Annotated in this window: 18 protein-coding genes and 1 pseudogene; 11 read left to right on the forward strand and 8 right to left on the reverse strand. The window is 38.8% G+C overall.

Annotation, left to right across the window (positions count from 1 at the left end; all coding sequences use genetic code 11):
• Positions 1-923: 923 nt before the first annotated feature.
• Positions 924-1,796 (forward strand): YitT family protein, encoded by an 873-nt coding sequence (locus AC3A54_RS21165; RefSeq protein WP_487656088.1) that lies wholly within the window; start codon positions 924-926, stop codon positions 1,794-1,796.
• Between the two features lie 31 nt (positions 1,797-1,827).
• On the opposite strand, the gene AC3A54_RS21170 is transcribed toward AC3A54_RS21165, so the two are convergent.
• Positions 1,828-2,244 carry a DUF1284 domain-containing protein gene (locus AC3A54_RS21170; protein WP_487656089.1) on the reverse strand — a complete coding sequence of 139 codons (417 nt, stop codon included), beginning with the start codon at positions 2,242-2,244 and terminating at the stop codon, positions 1,828-1,830.
• Between the two features lie 179 nt (positions 2,245-2,423).
• Between AC3A54_RS21170 and AC3A54_RS21175 the strand changes: the two genes are divergently transcribed.
• Positions 2,424-3,242 (forward strand): sugar nucleotide-binding protein, encoded by an 819-nt coding sequence (locus tag AC3A54_RS21175; protein WP_487656090.1) that lies wholly within the window; start codon positions 2,424-2,426, stop codon positions 3,240-3,242.
• Between the two features lie 20 nt (positions 3,243-3,262).
• Here the strand turns inward: AC3A54_RS21175 and AC3A54_RS21180 are convergent, their stop codons facing one another.
• The 3 genes from AC3A54_RS21180 to AC3A54_RS21190 all read right to left on the reverse strand — a co-directional run bounded on the left by AC3A54_RS21180 (position 3,263) and on the right by AC3A54_RS21190 (position 5,284).
• Positions 3,263-3,730, reverse strand: coding sequence for a DUF3291 domain-containing protein (locus tag AC3A54_RS21180; RefSeq protein ID WP_487656091.1), 468 nt, complete (start codon positions 3,728-3,730; stop codon positions 3,263-3,265).
• 144 nt (positions 3,731-3,874) lie between these two features.
• A complete protein-coding gene (locus AC3A54_RS21185; RefSeq protein ID WP_487656092.1) occupies positions 3,875-4,261 on the reverse strand; it encodes a hypothetical protein in 387 nt (128 codons plus the stop codon).
• Positions 4,262-4,366: 105 nt separating this feature from the next.
• Positions 4,367-5,284: an AraC family transcriptional regulator gene (locus AC3A54_RS21190; protein ID WP_487656093.1), complete on the reverse strand. Its 918-nt coding sequence runs from the start codon at positions 5,282-5,284 to the stop codon at positions 4,367-4,369.
• Between the two features lie 1,238 nt (positions 5,285-6,522).
• On the opposite strand from AC3A54_RS21190, the gene AC3A54_RS21195 reads away from it, so the two are divergent.
• The gene (locus AC3A54_RS21195; protein WP_487656106.1) at positions 6,523-7,374 is read left to right on the forward strand and encodes an aldo/keto reductase; all 852 of its coding nucleotides are present in this window, start codon (positions 6,523-6,525) and stop codon (positions 7,372-7,374) included.
• 57 nt (positions 7,375-7,431) lie between these two features.
• Here AC3A54_RS21195 and AC3A54_RS21200 read toward each other — a convergent pair whose 3' ends face one another.
• Positions 7,432-7,872 (reverse strand): DUF6376 family protein, encoded by a 441-nt coding sequence (locus AC3A54_RS21200; protein ID WP_487656094.1) that lies wholly within the window; start codon positions 7,870-7,872, stop codon positions 7,432-7,434.
• 286 nt (positions 7,873-8,158) lie between these two features.
• On the opposite strand from AC3A54_RS21200, the gene AC3A54_RS21205 reads away from it, so the two are divergent.
• Both AC3A54_RS21205 and AC3A54_RS21210 read left to right on the forward strand, forming a co-directional pair.
• The gene (locus AC3A54_RS21205; RefSeq protein WP_487656095.1) at positions 8,159-8,425 is read left to right on the forward strand and encodes a DUF4190 domain-containing protein; all 267 of its coding nucleotides are present in this window, start codon (positions 8,159-8,161) and stop codon (positions 8,423-8,425) included.
• A 78-nt stretch (positions 8,426-8,503) separates the two neighbouring features.
• Positions 8,504-9,016 (forward strand): phosphoglycerate mutase family protein, encoded by a 513-nt coding sequence (locus AC3A54_RS21210; protein WP_487656096.1) that lies wholly within the window; start codon positions 8,504-8,506, stop codon positions 9,014-9,016.
• Positions 9,017-9,076: 60 nt separating this feature from the next.
• Here the strand turns inward: AC3A54_RS21210 and AC3A54_RS21215 are convergent, their stop codons facing one another.
• Entirely contained in the window at positions 9,077-9,496 is a 420-nt protein-coding gene (locus AC3A54_RS21215) for an SRPBCC family protein (RefSeq protein ID WP_487656097.1), read from the reverse strand.
• Positions 9,497-9,714: 218 nt separating this feature from the next.
• Here AC3A54_RS21215 and AC3A54_RS21220 point away from each other — a divergent pair.
• The 3 genes and pseudogenes from AC3A54_RS21220 to AC3A54_RS21230 form a co-directional block, all read left to right on the forward strand.
• Positions 9,715-9,903 (forward strand): annotated as a pseudogene (locus AC3A54_RS21220) (cell wall hydrolase); the annotation flags it as partial.
• 224 nt (positions 9,904-10,127) lie between these two features.
• Positions 10,128-10,328 (forward strand): hypothetical protein, encoded by a 201-nt coding sequence (locus tag AC3A54_RS21225; protein ID WP_487656098.1) that lies wholly within the window; start codon positions 10,128-10,130, stop codon positions 10,326-10,328.
• Between the two features lie 123 nt (positions 10,329-10,451).
• A complete protein-coding gene (locus AC3A54_RS21230) occupies positions 10,452-10,808 on the forward strand; it encodes a hypothetical protein (protein ID WP_487656099.1) in 357 nt (118 codons plus the stop codon).
• 45 nt (positions 10,809-10,853) lie between these two features.
• Here AC3A54_RS21230 and AC3A54_RS21235 read toward each other — a convergent pair whose 3' ends face one another.
• Positions 10,854-11,195, reverse strand: coding sequence for a YqzG/YhdC family protein (locus AC3A54_RS21235; RefSeq protein ID WP_487656100.1), 342 nt, complete (start codon positions 11,193-11,195; stop codon positions 10,854-10,856).
• A gap of 93 nt (positions 11,196-11,288) precedes the next feature.
• Here AC3A54_RS21235 and AC3A54_RS21240 point away from each other — a divergent pair, with 93 nt between their 5' ends.
• Together AC3A54_RS21240 and AC3A54_RS21245 are read left to right on the forward strand one after the other, a co-directional pair.
• Positions 11,289-11,678, forward strand: coding sequence for a hypothetical protein (locus tag AC3A54_RS21240; protein ID WP_487656101.1), 390 nt, complete (start codon positions 11,289-11,291; stop codon positions 11,676-11,678).
• 182 nt (positions 11,679-11,860) lie between these two features.
• Positions 11,861-12,814, forward strand: a complete 954-nt coding sequence (locus AC3A54_RS21245) for an MBL fold metallo-hydrolase (protein WP_487656102.1) — start codon at positions 11,861-11,863, stop codon at positions 12,812-12,814.
• Positions 12,815-12,906: 92 nt separating this feature from the next.
• Here the strand turns inward: AC3A54_RS21245 and AC3A54_RS21250 are convergent, their stop codons facing one another.
• Positions 12,907-13,434: an ECF transporter S component gene (locus tag AC3A54_RS21250; protein WP_487656103.1), complete on the reverse strand. Its 528-nt coding sequence runs from the start codon at positions 13,432-13,434 to the stop codon at positions 12,907-12,909.
• Positions 13,435-13,527: 93 nt separating this feature from the next.
• Here AC3A54_RS21250 and AC3A54_RS21255 point away from each other — a divergent pair, with 93 nt between their 5' ends.
• A complete protein-coding gene (locus tag AC3A54_RS21255; protein ID WP_487656104.1) occupies positions 13,528-14,097 on the forward strand; it encodes a cysteine hydrolase family protein in 570 nt (189 codons plus the stop codon).
• Positions 14,098-14,419 lie beyond the last annotated feature (322 nt).

Consider the following 14,419-nt stretch of genomic DNA (forward strand, 5'->3'; position numbering starts at 1 on the left):
CAAGTAACATAGTCAGTAGCTGAGGTAACCTTCTGACAGAGTCGAAGGAAAAGCAACATTGTCAGAAGTCAATGAAACCGGACAAGATTCAACTGACTTTAATAGAGGTCGCAGCAACCTTTCTCGTTGTTCCGAGAAGGAAAAGGGTTCATAGAACCTCTCTACGCGACCTTTCTCGTCGTTCCGAGAAGGAAAAGGGTTCATAGAACCTCTCTATGCGACCTTTCTCGTCATTCCGAGAAGGAAAAGGGTTCATAGAACCTCTCTATGCGACCTTTCTCGTCGTTCCGAGAAGGAAAAGGGTTCATAGAACCTCTCTATGCGACCTTTCCCGTCGTTACGGAAAGGAAAAGGGCTCATAGAACCTCTCTATGCGACCTTTCTCGTCGTTACGGAAAGGAAAAGGGCTCATAGAACCTCTCTATGCGACCTTTCTCGTCGTTACGGAAAGGAAAAGGGCTCATAGAACCTCTCTATGCGACCTTTCTCGTTGTTCAGAGATGGAAAAGGGTTCATAGAACCTCTCTATGCGACCTTTCTCGTCGTTCCGAGAAGGAAAAGGGTTCATAGAACCTCTCTATGCGACCTTTCTCGTTGTTCCGAGAAGGAAAAGGGTTCATAGAACCTCTCTATGCGACCTTTCTCGTCGTTACGGAAAGGAAAAGGGCTCATAGAACCTCTCTATGCGACCTTTCTCGTCGTTCCGAGAAGGAAAAGGTTCATAGAACCTCTCTATGCGACCTTTCCCGTAGTACCGAGAAGGAAAAGGGTTCATAGAACCTCTCTACGTGATGTCTTTTTGTCTTTGAGCGACCATTTTTCCACTGTTGCTTGTCTTTATGGATAGTAGGCCCGGTAGGATAGGTAAAGGAGAATGTTATGGTAAACTTAAATAAATAAAAATAAGCAAAGCGAGGAATTTGATGAGTACGATTAAAAAACATAAGACGAACAAACTAAAATGGATTTTACGGGGATTCATGGTCATCTTCGGTGGATTTATTGCGGCCTATGGACTCGAAACGGTATTAATTCCAAACAACGTATCCGATGGAGGCGTGACGGGTCTTAGCATCGTTGGCTCCGAGCTGTTTGGTTTACCACTAGGAATTCTCATTGCCTTATTGAACCTCCCCTTCATTTGGTTAGGCTATAAACAAATTGGTAAAAGCTTCGCAATTTTTTCTATAATAGGAATCATTTCTTTAGCTGTTGGGACAAGCCTCATGCACCATACCCCGGCTATTATTGAAGGGGATACGTTGTTAATTACTGTAGTGGGCGGGATCATCCTCGGTTTTGGGATGGGGTTAGCTTTGCGTAATGGCGGCGCATTAGATGGAATTGATATGCTCGCCGTCCTGCTCTCGCGAAAATTACCGTTTGGGACAAGTGACCTCATTCTTTTCTTAAATACCTTTGTATTTATTTTCGTTTCCACCGTCTTCGGTCTCCAAGGGGCCTTCCTTTCGGCCATTGCCTACTTTATCGCTTCAAAAGTCATTCATATTGTCGAAGAAGGGTTAAGCGGCTCGAAAACCTTCCTTATTATCACGACTCAACCTGAATCAATGATCGAGACCATTCGTGATCGCTTAGGCCGTGGGGCAACGTATAAGGAAGCGTATGGCGGCTTTTCGAATGAAATGTTTAAAGAAATCACCTGCGTTATTAACCGCTTAGAAGAAACCAAGTTAAAGGAAATCATCAATGAAATTGATCCAAAGGCCTTTGTTACTGTCTATGACGTAGCAGAAGTAAAGGGTGGCAATTTCAGAAAGCATGATATTCATTAAATAAACGTTCAAGCAAAAAAACAGGGAGGGCTTATTTCACTTCTCTTAAGCCCTTCCCATCAAGAATTTCTTGAATGCCTTCCTCACAAACTCCGTAGGTACGCCAGTGGCAGGTTTCGCAGACTGTTTGGATATCGGCGGGGATGACATGTTTTTTGATGCGGGACTCAATATCTTCCCACTTCAGGATTTGCCCGATTAGAAGGTCCATTTTTTCTAAAATAACAGCATCCCTATCATAGAGGTTGGCATCCTGACAGTGGTAATCGCCAGTGTTCGGGTACTTTTCACATAATTGATCGGGTCCTTTTACAAGCTGAATCAACGTCTTAGGGTTCTCTCTCAAGGTTTGATGCAAGCGCGTCATATTCTCCACGTATTCTTGGGAATAACCCATTCCCCGATAGCCCAAAAGGCAAAAAAGATGATGTCCTCGTAGCTTATACATAATTAACCCCCAGTTCGACAGGTATTAATATATTAAAAGTTAACTAAAATGATCATTTGGTTTACTTATATTTTTTATCTTACCATCCACAAATAAATATTTCATCATAAGGTTAGATAGTAAGTATCTTTTTTAAGTTATTATTCGTTTTATAATAAAAGAGAGAATGGGGGATTTCGATGGAAAAGGTACTTATTCTAGGTGCAAGCGGTCTTGTAGGAAGAGCTTTAATAGAAGAATTTAGAGATGGTTTTGACCTCTATGGAACATATTCTTCTACGTTATCCAGTCTCCCAGAAGGTAAGCAATTGAAGCTGAAACTTCAACAAACCGATAAGTTGAGAGAAATTATACGCTCAATTAAACCCGACATTGTGATATCTTGCCTAAGAGGAGAGTTTGAACATCAGCTTAAGTTTCATAAAGAATTGGCAATGGAATTACGTGGGAGTGATAGCCGTTTGTATTACTTTTCTACTACTAATATTTTTGATGGGGATTATTCAAAGCCACACTCTGAAACAGATCTACCTATTTCCGAATCAGATTATGGAAATTTTAAAATTGAATGCGAAAGTATGTTAAAAGAAAATTTAGGTGAGTGCGCGATGATGATCCGAATCCCAGCGATATGGGGTAAGAATTCGCCAAGGTGGAACTTGATTAAAGAAAGCATAAAAAAGAATAAAGTGATCGATGTGTACAGTAATTTGGTATGTAACAATCTTTTGGATGTTCAGTTAGCAAAACAATTGAGGTTCATTATTAATAATAATCTAAAAGGTATTTTTCACTTAGTTTCAGAAGATATGATGACTCAAGGCCAATTCTATGAACAGATAATAAGTGCAGTTGCAGTTGATACGAGTATATTGAGGTATAGACTTTTTCAAGATCGTACAGACGTACAATATTTTGCCTTGAAATCAAATCGGGAGGATATACCGAGCTCGCTGCAGTTCAATAGTAAAGAGATTATTTCATCCTTATTGGATTAAAAAAGAATGCCCCTGGCTGGCTAGTTAACCAAGAGCGTCTTCCCACATTCATCAAATGCATGCTTATAGTCAAACGCAAATGGAGTTGGTCCATGCTGAATATAATGGTTGTATCTCTTGAAAGCCTCCTCCCAGGATACATCCTTCACCATCTCCGTCCACCACACCACATATGTAGGCTGTTTCTCTTGATGAGGTTCAATCCACTTGCTCCTGTCTCGTAGCGCTTGCTTATGTTTACCTGAATAGGTAAAACGATATAAAGATTGAAGGCTTCTCCATACTGTTAGTGTAAGAATAGGAGAACCTTCACCTTTGATCACTTCCTCTGGGAAGGGCACTCCATCAGGTGAAAACTCCTTTATAAGCTGCCCGGAAGAAGAAGCCTGTCGAATGACTTTATGTCCAACTTCAAAAAACTCACGAGAAGCAGGATGTTCATACGGATGTTTTAGCTTACCAACAGTATAGATCGCAACAAATGCCATAATCATCTCTCCATTTCCACTTTTACCTACGTATATTCAAGCAAGGCCGGACTAATTCCTGTTGAACAAAATGGCTAACGTAATACTAATTAAAAGAGGACCATTCAAAAAAATAGTCCTCTAGTAAAATCTATTAATGGTATCTTAAAAACGGCGCCGATTGATGACTGTGCATCGACGTGCACCCCTGTTGAGTAATGACCGTGCTTGTCCTAATGTAATGGCGACAAGTACGGCTTCGTCAGTGCCGCCAACTTCAACATCAAACACTGCAAATGCCTCGCCATCTACAATAAATACGCATTCCACATCTGCAATATTAAATCCATCAAAGTTGTTTAACACTCTACATTCCATGACTCCTGCTCTTATTAAAGTATTTGCCTCTCGTGTGGATATCCGAATAAACACAAATTCCTCAATCTCAACATTACCTGCTTCTACTTCAATTTCGGTTAAAAGAAAGAATCCATTTCTCCTTGTGCGAAGTACACAATTTGCCCCAATTGAAACAATATCTTCCATGCTCATATTATTTCACCCCCTTGCTACCATTAAATTCAACAGTGAAGGAAAGGTGTGGACAAATTATATGTTTTTATATACGGAGTATGCCCCCTCGTTTAGCAGGGGGAGTCATGAGTTTATCATATGGTCATATTTTTCCCTCAAGCGCTTAATATCTTCTTTAGGTGGTAAACCAAACATGCGGGAATATTCACGGCTGAATTGCGAAGGACTCTCATAGCCTACCCGGAATGCGACATCCGCGGCATCGGCTGACTCGGATAGTAACAGGCTCCGTGCTTCCTGCAGTCTCATTTGCTTTTGAAACTGAATAGGGCTCATAGCGGTTACTTCTTTAAAATGCCTATGAAGCGAAGAAACACTCATATTGGCTATTTCCGCAAGCTCTTCAATGCGGAAAGTCGTATTATAATTCTTCATGATATGTTCAATCACGTCACTGATTTGTGAGGTAGAGCTTCCCTCGATGGCGATTTGTTCCAGCGCTTCTCCATGTGGTCCTTGCAAAACCCTATAGATGATTTCCTTGATGAATAGTGGAGCAAGTAACGGGGTATCCTTTGGATTTTCTATTAAACGAGTTAATCTGGTTACCGCGTCCAACAATGACAGCTCTATTCTGCTGACATACATACCTCGCTTTGCATTTTGTTTCTGGCTCAAACCAATTTGAGAATCACGTAAAACCTCTAAGATTTGGCTCGGCGTAAATTCAAGTTTGAGAGCCAAATACGGAACCTCAGAGGAGGCTTCTGTGACTTGTCCGATTATAGGTAAGTGAACAGAGGCAATAAGGTAATCAGCAGGACCGTATATAAAGCGCTCTTGTGATAACAATACCTCCTTCATGCCCTGAACGACAATGCATAAGGAAGGATTGTAAACTCCGTAATTTGGTCCGGTCCTATCAGAGTAACAGGAGAAAAATAAAGACGGAATGGCAGTCTCGTAAGTACCTTCCCTGCCAGTGTGTCGCTCAATGAATTTGGCGAGCTCAATCTGCTGTTTATATATTTGATCAGACATATGGACCTCCTTGTTTCTTTATTTTAACTCTCTTCGTAAGCTTTGTTGCTCTCTGTACTTTTTTGATCCTGATTCAAATGCAACTTTCGACAGAGTAGGTGGAAAAAACAGAAACACTGTCAGAAGGCAGGATAACTTTGGACAGAGTAATCGAAAAAAATAGAAACATTGTCAGAAGGCCGGTCAACTTCTGACAGAGTAGGTGGAAAAAACAGAAACACTGTCAAAAGACAAGGCAACTTCAGACAGAGTAGGCGAAAAAAATAGAAACACTGTCAGAAGGCAAGTCAACTTCTGACAGAGTAGGTGAAAAAAACAGAAACACTGTCAAAAGGCAAGGCAACTTTGGACAGAGTAAGCGGAAAAAACAGAAACACTGTCAGAAGGCAAGGCAACTTCGGAAAGAGTAGGTGGAAAAAACAGAAACACTGTCAGAAGACAAGCCGACTTCAGACAGAGTAGGGAAAAAAATAGAAACACTGTCAGAAGGCAAGTCAACTTCTGACAGAGTAGGTGGAAAAAACAGAAACACTGTCAAAAGACAAGGCAACTTCGGACAGAGTAGGCGAAAAAAATAGAAACATGTCAGAAGGCCGGTCAACTTTGGACAGAGTAGGCGAAAAAAATAGAAACACTGTCAGAAGGCAAGTCAACTTCTGACAGAGTAGGTGAAAAAAACAGAAACACTGTCAAAAGGCAAGGCAACTTCGGACAGAGTAGGTGGAAAAAACAGAAACACTGTCAGAAGGCAAGGCAACTTCGGACAGAGTAGGTGGAAAAAACAGAAACACTGTCAAAAGGCAAGGCAACATCGGACAGAGTAATCGAAAAAAATAGAAACACTGTCAAAAGACCGGCCAACTTCGGACAGAGTAGCGGAAAAAACAGAAACATTGTCAAATGATGTGAGACTACAATGGCAAACATAAGTATGAATAACAACAATCTTTACGAAACAGCATTATTTTTGTAGTCTCATTCTAATGTATATTCTTCTGTTGCGTAAGTGGTTGTGAGAGGATTAGGCAATCATTTGACACGAATAGGATACCAGCTGCTTTTTCATTTATTGAATAATGAGGAAGTCAGAAGTTTGTTTATAATTTTAATTATCTTGGCGAAAATTTCAAATGATAGATCAAGGAGTAGAACGAGGATGGGACAGCTTATTACAGTATAATCATAAAAAAGAGAGGAAAATAAATTATGCAAAAAGTAATGAAAACAATGGTGTGGAGATGCCTATACTAGGCTTTGGAGTTTATCAAATTCAAGATGCAAATGAATGTGAACAAAGTGTTTATGACGCTATTATGGCTGGTTATCGTCTAATAGATACCGCTGCCTCTTATCTAAATGAAGAAGCGGTCGGAAGAGCGATTAAGCGGAGTGGTGTGCCAAGAGAGGAATTGTTTATAACTACAAAACTCTGGGTTCAGGATACTGGATATGAGAGCACGAAGAAAGCATTCTCAAAATCACTAGAAAGACTGCAATTGGATTATTTGGATTTGTATTTAATTCATCAGCCTTATGGTGATATATATGGTTCCTGGCAAGCAATGGAGGAATTATATCGTGAGGGGAAGATTAGGGCAATTGGAGTGAGTAACTTCCATATGGACCGTTTAGTGGACTTGATGATTCATAATGAAGTGATTCCTGCCGTAAACCAGGTTGAAACCCATCCTTTCTGCCAGCAAATAGAAAGTCATAACCTTATGAAAGAGAACAATGTTCAAATAGAGTCATGGGGACCATTTGCTGAAGGAAGAAATAACATGTTCCAGAACGAAGTTTTAGTATCTATAGCAGAAACCTATAATAAATCCGTTGCACAGGTGATTTTACGATGGTTGACACAGAGAGGAGTCGTTGCGATTCCAAAGTCTGTTCGTAAGGAACGAATCATCGAAAACATTACGATCTTTGACTTTGAATTAAGCCAAGAGGATATGGAGAAAATTTCTACGTTAGATACGAAAAATAGCGTGTTCTTCTCACATAACGATCCTGAAATGGTGAAATGGATTGGTACGCGTAACTTGATATTTAATGTCCTTACACATCTATCTTTATTTTTGAGATAGCTCGTGTAGTTATCACTTCAAAAAACAGCCAGTTTACCTAACTGGCTGTTTTTTATGCTATTGCCCCAGGTTTTTTAGTCTATTTAACAAATTGGTTATTTCATTAACCGTTGTGAGTAGTTGGGAGTTTTCTAACTGATCCAACGCCAAATGTCCGTTTTGTAACACTTCGTTGATTTCACCAAGTAAAAGTTCATTTTTAACAACTAATTCTTGATGGATGTCTTTTGCCACAGAAGGGACGTCATTGATGTTAATAAAGGCCTCTATATCCTGCTTAAGGGTCACCAATTTAGTTTCAAGTTCTTTCTGGATGGCTAAATCGTTGGCAGCTTGCTCGATCAATTGAGGGGCTTCTTCTGCAAAATTATTTAATTTATTAACATGGTCAGTCGCTTGATTGACATAGTCAATTGAATCATTCACTTCCCCTAGAAATGAGCATGCGTTTAGGAACAGTGAGACCGCAATTATAAGAAAAAAATGTACTTTCTTCATACCTAGCTCCTTTCTGAAATTCCATTTAAATGTATGATACGTATCACTTCAAAAAAGGTTTCAGTTCTAGAATACCAAGAGGCAATATTTGCCCATCGTGCCCCTTGAAGAAGGAATGAACAGCAAGAATAGCGAATATTCATAAAAAGGTTCGAGAAAAGAAGAGTAATTGAAAAGAGTTTTGTGGCTTCTTGAAAGTAAAAAAGGTAATAAACCAAACAATCTATATTTCTAGTTTTCGCCAAATAAAATAGAAAAAGTAAATTCTAATGAAGGAGAGATAGAAGTGGAGAAAACGAATAATAAATCCATCGCTGCACTTACGTTGGGAATACTATCAATAATAGTGCCTTACATTGGTTTAGTCCTTGGTATTATTGGTCTTGTCTTATCATCTAAAAGTATGGCAGAGATTGTTAATTCCAATGAAAATGGTAGAGGGTTGGCTATTTCAGGAAAGGTTTGTAGCATTGTGGGAATATGTCTTCACGCACTTCTAATTTTACTAATGATTTTGTCAATCAGTCTTTTTTACATGACCGAATCCTCATAGTAATTAATACAAACAAGATTATAAAAAATGATGAGAGTTTGAATAAAATAACTTCTTTATTAATGGAGTGTGAAAAAGATGCAGATTTTGTTGATTCGTCACGGAGAATCAGAAGATGACTTTTTAGATGAAAATTATAATGGGACAACAGATTTGCCTTTAACACCAAATGGACGTATACAAGTAGAGAAAATGGCACAACGCGTATTAAATGAGTTTCCACCCGATTTCATATGGAGTAGTACATTAAAAAGAGCGAGGGAAACTGCCGAGGTATTATCCAATACGATTGGTTGTTCAGTTGAATACATAGATCATTTAAGAGAACAACAGGAATCAGAAAGTAATCTAGAATTTAGGTTACGCGGGGAAAATGTTCTTTCATTTATCAAAGAAAATAGTAATAAATATACTAGAATTGCAGTAGTAACCCACGGTGGAATGATAACCAAATTTATTGAAAGTTTTCTTGAATTACCAAAGGAAAATAATAAATGGTTCCACACCAATAATACAGGAATTCATTTTTTGGATTATTACAAGGGTCTACAAATAATAAAGTTTGCAAATAGTACATCTCACTTAGATTAATGGTGTGTCAGGCACCCCAATGGACAGTTGCCCATGAGGGGTGCCTGACACCACGGCTTTTTACGTTTGTTCTGCGTATTTTTTGAAATTGTCTAGAATCGCCTGCCAACCTTGTTGCTGCATCTCAACGGGATTCGTCGTTTCAGCATCAAACGTTTCAATTACTTGGGTTTCGTTTTCTTTTTCTTTAAAGGTGATTGTAACCTTTCTTCCATCGCCTAGTGTATAAGCAATCACCTCATGTACTTTCACTTCATCATAAACTCCACCAAAATCGAAACCAAAACTACCATCTTTGGCCTCCATGCGCGAATGAAATTTCCCACCCGGTCTTAGATCATTTTCTGCAACTGGTGTGTGCCAGTCGTCTGAAGCGCTGTTCCATTTGGTTATATGAGTGGGCTCTGTCCAATATTTCCATACCTTTTCAAGGGGTGCTTGAACAGTTGTTTCTACTGTTACTTGTTTAACTGATTCCATTTCCTCTACTCCCTCTCTTAAAACAATTTTTTTATGAGGTTTTTCCACAATAGGTGCCTAACTCCATTGTAAAGGATTGCGAAAATTCACGCCACTTCATCATTGTATCCTATTGGCACCATTGTAATCCGACTGGTGGGGCTAGAGTTTATGACAAAACAGTGCCCTTTAACATAATGTAGGCTTATTATCATAATTTTAAATCTGGGGTGAAAAGGATGGCGAGAGCCAAATATCGAACATCGGATGTTGACCTGGTGGCAAGAATGATGAGAGTAGAGGCCGAAGGTGAAGGGAAAATGGGCATGTTGCTTGTTGGGAATGTCATTGTTAATCGTCTTAAAGCAGATTGTTTAGACTTTAAAGGACTAAGGACCCTTAGGCAAGTCATTTTTCAAGTGCAAGGCCAATATACCAAGTGATGATCTACTATACCTATCAGGGGATTTCCTTTGAAAAAAGAATTCCGATTGCGATAAATTGACGTGTTTAATGGACTCATGCTTTTAGGCGAGTCTTTTTCACTTTTTAGAGATTAGGTATTTAGCCCAATCTTTTTTCCTTCTTTCAATGTTTGTGATTGCAAAACTGGGCAACATAAGTGAAAAGGTAACTGGTAGGAGGAAAACCTTTGGGAATTCTAAGCAATATACTACTCGGATTTGTATTTATAGTAGTTGTCATTTTAATTATTTTATTTGTAATGACATTGGAAGATCCTGAATGGTGGACCATCCTTAAAGGTATGTCGCTGAAAAAGAAAATTCTCACAGTCTTTTTATTGATGGTCAGTTGGATTGTGATACAAATAATATTTGATAAGATATGGTAAATACGAAGGGACAGTCCCCCGCTGTTTTACAGCAGTGAGGGACTGTCCCTATTTTTTATGTTAAAATAAGGAAGATAAAAATCCTATTTTAAGAAAATTAAAAAATTTCAAGGAGATGAGGGTATGCTGAAAATTTCTGAACGAACAAAAACGGAAAAAGCACTCTATGTATGTACTTTTAGTGCACTGCTAATTGATTTAGTTATAGGGTGGGCAGGATATTCAGATACCCTCTTTGGAACGATTAGTTCCAGCATCTTAGCCGTTTTCATTTTACTATTGTTACTGGTGCTAAATAAGAAAAGACAGGGTGAACCCATGAAAAAATCTGTCTTTAAAGTTTGCTATATCATTATGTGTACGTGCTTTTTACTATCGCAAATATTTAAAGATGGTTTCATATTTATAGTTGCTCTTATTCTTGGTTTATCCTCTTTTGCCACCTTGGCGATCACTCTGCAAATTAAGGAGGACAATTAATTAATCAATTCGCGTGGACTACGTACCACAGGCTAGTTCAAGGGTTCATTTAGTTGTTTCCTTAAAAGTAACTTTAATGACTTTCTCAGTAGTATTGTTAAATTCAATATATACTAAAACGCCAAATTCTTTTTGTTGATCTTTTAACCATAATTTAAATTTCTCAGTTGACGTCCGAGGACCGCTAATTCGTCCGATATGTAGATAGTCATTAATCTGGGCATTGGGGTACTTCTCCTTTGTACTCTTCATTGCCAACTGTCCCCACTTAGCATAGGGAGGAATAGGTTTCCGTTGGGCGTATGAGGTAGGAATAAAGCTTGATGAATAGATTCCACTTGAGCCCGAAACCAAAATAATGACCAAACAAATCAATAGCTTTTTCATAGGATTATCCTCTTTGTTTTTATTATTATTTTTAGATGATTATTTATAATTTATGTACGGATATAAGGGAAAACACGTAATGGGGGAATGGGTATGAATCAGCGGTCTTACTTATTACTTATAGGTTCGGTAATTCTCACCGTAGTCATGTTGTGTGGATGCGGAAATAACCATTTAGAAGATAAAATTATTGAAGATAGTGACATAACAAAAATCACCATTTATAAGAATTGGGATAACGAAGGACCGTTTGTAATAAAAGATAGGAAGGTTATCAGTCGAATCACCCAAAAGATTCATTCGTCTCCAAGAAAGGACATTTCAAAAGTAGTGTTCGAACGTGGGCCCGATGGAAGAATGATTTTTGAAGGTGAGAATTCGAAATTTGAAGTGGGAGTTTTTAGTGACTCAGGGAATGTAGTGACCAAAAAATACTATATTCAGACTGCCTTGAACCTGGATGAGCTAATAGGAAAGGAATAAAAACAATTATGGGGACAGTCCCCCGCTGCTTTACAGCACTGGGGGACTGTCCCTCCTTGAAAGAAGGAGTACTGCTAGTGAGAGGAGTAATAGTTAGATTAAGAAATGAAGGATTTATTTACATAAACCATAAGAGCAAGATTGTGTAGTTTCCTATTCATTAGATATTGGAGGTTGGATTAATGGGTACATTTCAAACCAAATATTTTCAATTACAACAGGTAGCAAACGGAGTGTTTGCGGCTATAATAAACCGGGGCTCAGGCTGCATAGCAAACGCGGCTGTAATAAACCTTGGTGGTCAAACCGTAGTTTGGGATACCTTTCAAAATCCTAGAGCTGCAGAAGAACTTCGTAAATTTGCTACCCTTGAATTTGGTGATCAGCCTATTCTTGTTATAAATAGCCATAACCACCTAGACCATTGCGGTGGCAACCAAGTATTCAAAGACTGTCGTATACTGTCTACCAGTAAAACTAGGGAAACAATGGAGTCATTAAACCCTAAGGTTATTGAAAGTATGAAGAGTCAACCAGACCAATCTCTTGAATATACAAAGCTAATTGAAGAAGAAACAGATATAAATCGTAGGAACGAAAGGATTCTTCAATTTGAGGATTACAAGGAAATTAGTGACACGGTCAAAAGTCTCAAATTAACACTTCCAAACATGACATTCGACCAATCGATGACTCTACATGGACAAAATCGGACAGCTCGTCTCCTCTGTTACGGTGGAGGACATTCCCCGAATGACCTTATTCTCCATCTTGAGGAAGAAGGAATACTTTTAATCGGAGACCTAATCACAGTCGGAAGTCATCCTTTACTTAGATATGGAAATGTGGACGAGTGGCTTACTATTTTGGATAAAATTGAAATGTTACCTATAAAGCAGATTATGCCTGGACATGGCACCGTTGTAGGAAAAGAGCAAATTAAGGTCATACGTGATTATTTTAGCGGATTGGTCGAAATCGCTAACCAGTGTGTGGCTAGTGGTAGAACACTCGAGGAAATGCAGAATATATCAGTACCTCAAGAATATGATTCTTGGCGGCTACCTCATCTTTATTCAAGTAATTTAAAGGATATATACCTTTCGTTACAAAATAAACTTCAAACTCAGGAGTAACTACCTAAGACTAGTACGGCGGCTACAACAATTTTTGCAAAAAAAAGAGAGGAAAGATCCTCTCTAAGTAAAATATCTTGATATTCATTTGTTTATTGTTTAGCTCTTTTCTTTAATCGTCCTACAAGAGGGACTACGATGATACCCGCTATAACGACCTGCATGATGTTTCCAGGGACGGAGCCAAAAGGCTGTATCCAGTTACCGTAAAGGATTACTTCAGCAAAATAATAGCCAACCACTTTTATGATTAGTGCAGTTGCAATTGCCAGAGAGTTCACAACGACCTTTTTGCCAGGTGCTTTCTCAGAAATAAGTCCGACTACGAAGCCCATTGCCCCTACAATGACAAAAGTAAATGGTGACCATAGGGCCCAGCCAGAAATCACATCGAACAAGCCCATTCCGAAAGCGCCTGCTATGAATCCTGTTCTTTTGCCGTATACTAAGGCAGCAATAAACAGAGGTACGTTACCTAAATGGATGAGACCTCCGTTACCCATCAATGGGAGCCTAATGTTAATGAACATTGTGGCTACGAGGGTTAAGGCGATAAAAAGTGCGTTGATGACGATAACTCTTGTTTTAGTTGTTCCTGGGGATGATAATGTAGTATTCATATGATAACCTCTTCTGTTTTTAAAAATAATATCATAAAAACACCTACTTAATAAATACGTAATACGATTAAAATGAATTGGAGAAGAAAACACATGAACAATCAAAATGGAAAAACTGCACTGCTAGTAATGGATCTGCAAAATGGAATTGTATCCCGTTTCGCAGAAAATAGAGAGGTTCTTCAACCGTTCCAAAGAGCTGTGGAAGCTGCTCGTCAAAAGGGAATACCTATTATTTTTGTTCGAGTGGGGTTTAGCGAAGGGTACCCAGAGGTCAGTCCATACAATAAAATATTCTCAGCTATCTCTAAATCCGGCGGAATGACCCTCATGGATTCATCCACCCACATTCACGAATCTGTCCAGCCTAAACCTGATGAGCCCATTATTACCAAGTATCGTATTAGTGCATTTGCGGGCAGCAATCTTGAAGTCATCCTTCGCGCACAACAAATCAACACACTTGTTCTCAGCGGAATTTCTACAAGTGGAGTCGTATTATCAACAGTAAGAGAAGCAGCGGATAAAGATTATTCCATTACAGTGCTTTCGGATGCATGTCTGGATGCAGATCCTGAGGTTCACCGCGTTCTTATGGAAAAGGTTTTTCCACGTCAAGCGGATGTTCAGACAGTTGACGGTTGGATTGGTACGTTGAAGTGATATTGCCCAAAAGTGTTGACATGAGGTAAATGTGATAGTAATATAGTAATTCCTGATGCGGAACAACATGGTTTTAGTTGTTCCTTTTGAAAAATAAAAATTCAGGATTGACGAAGTTGGTTTTATAGTATAATATTAATTTCTGTTGCTGCTAGTCAGTAACGCTTGAAAAAAGAAATTAAAAAAGTTGTTGACTTACGGTTGATAACTTGATAAGATGTAAAAGTCGCTTTCGAGCGATGATGAAATTGTTCTTTGAAAACTAAACAAACAAAAACGTCAACAAACAAAAATTATTAGTTTCTTATGAAACTAAGCCAAC

It is taken from the genome of Neobacillus sp. Soil_C_43 (assembly GCF_057656715.1).

What these genes read in the sequence shown, in the direction of transcription:
- AC3A54_RS21250 (WP_487656103.1), bottom strand. Translation starts at nt 13,434, where the DNA reads ATGAATACTACATTATCATCCCCAGGAACAACTAAAACAAGAGTTATC.
- AC3A54_RS21240 (WP_487656101.1), top strand. Translation starts at nt 11,289, where the DNA reads ATGAATCAGCGGTCTTACTTATTACTTATAGGTTCGGTAATTCTCACC.
- AC3A54_RS21245 (WP_487656102.1), top strand. Translation starts at nt 11,861, where the DNA reads ATGGGTACATTTCAAACCAAATATTTTCAATTACAACAGGTAGCAAAC.
- AC3A54_RS21235 (WP_487656100.1), bottom strand. Translation starts at nt 11,195, where the DNA reads ATGAAAAAGCTATTGATTTGTTTGGTCATTATTTTGGTTTCGGGCTCA.
- AC3A54_RS21185 (WP_487656092.1), bottom strand. Translation starts at nt 4,261, where the DNA reads ATGAGCATGGAAGATATTGTTTCAATTGGGGCAAATTGTGTACTTCGC.
- AC3A54_RS21215 (WP_487656097.1), bottom strand. Translation starts at nt 9,496, where the DNA reads ATGGAATCAGTTAAACAAGTAACAGTAGAAACAACTGTTCAAGCACCC.
- AC3A54_RS21195 (WP_487656106.1), top strand. Translation starts at nt 6,523, where the DNA reads ATGCCTATACTAGGCTTTGGAGTTTATCAAATTCAAGATGCAAATGAA.
- AC3A54_RS21180 (WP_487656091.1), bottom strand. Translation starts at nt 3,730, where the DNA reads ATGGCATTTGTTGCGATCTATACTGTTGGTAAGCTAAAACATCCGTAT.
- AC3A54_RS21175 (WP_487656090.1), top strand. Translation starts at nt 2,424, where the DNA reads ATGGAAAAGGTACTTATTCTAGGTGCAAGCGGTCTTGTAGGAAGAGCT.
- AC3A54_RS21190 (WP_487656093.1), bottom strand. Translation starts at nt 5,284, where the DNA reads ATGTCTGATCAAATATATAAACAGCAGATTGAGCTCGCCAAATTCATT.
- AC3A54_RS21210 (WP_487656096.1), top strand. Translation starts at nt 8,504, where the DNA reads ATGCAGATTTTGTTGATTCGTCACGGAGAATCAGAAGATGACTTTTTA.
- AC3A54_RS21230 (WP_487656099.1), top strand. Translation starts at nt 10,452, where the DNA reads ATGCTGAAAATTTCTGAACGAACAAAAACGGAAAAAGCACTCTATGTA.
- AC3A54_RS21170 (WP_487656089.1), bottom strand. Translation starts at nt 2,244, where the DNA reads ATGTATAAGCTACGAGGACATCATCTTTTTTGCCTTTTGGGCTATCGG.
- AC3A54_RS21165 (WP_487656088.1), top strand. Translation starts at nt 924, where the DNA reads ATGAGTACGATTAAAAAACATAAGACGAACAAACTAAAATGGATTTTA.
- AC3A54_RS21255 (WP_487656104.1), top strand. Translation starts at nt 13,528, where the DNA reads ATGAACAATCAAAATGGAAAAACTGCACTGCTAGTAATGGATCTGCAA.
- AC3A54_RS21200 (WP_487656094.1), bottom strand. Translation starts at nt 7,872, where the DNA reads ATGAAGAAAGTACATTTTTTTCTTATAATTGCGGTCTCACTGTTCCTA.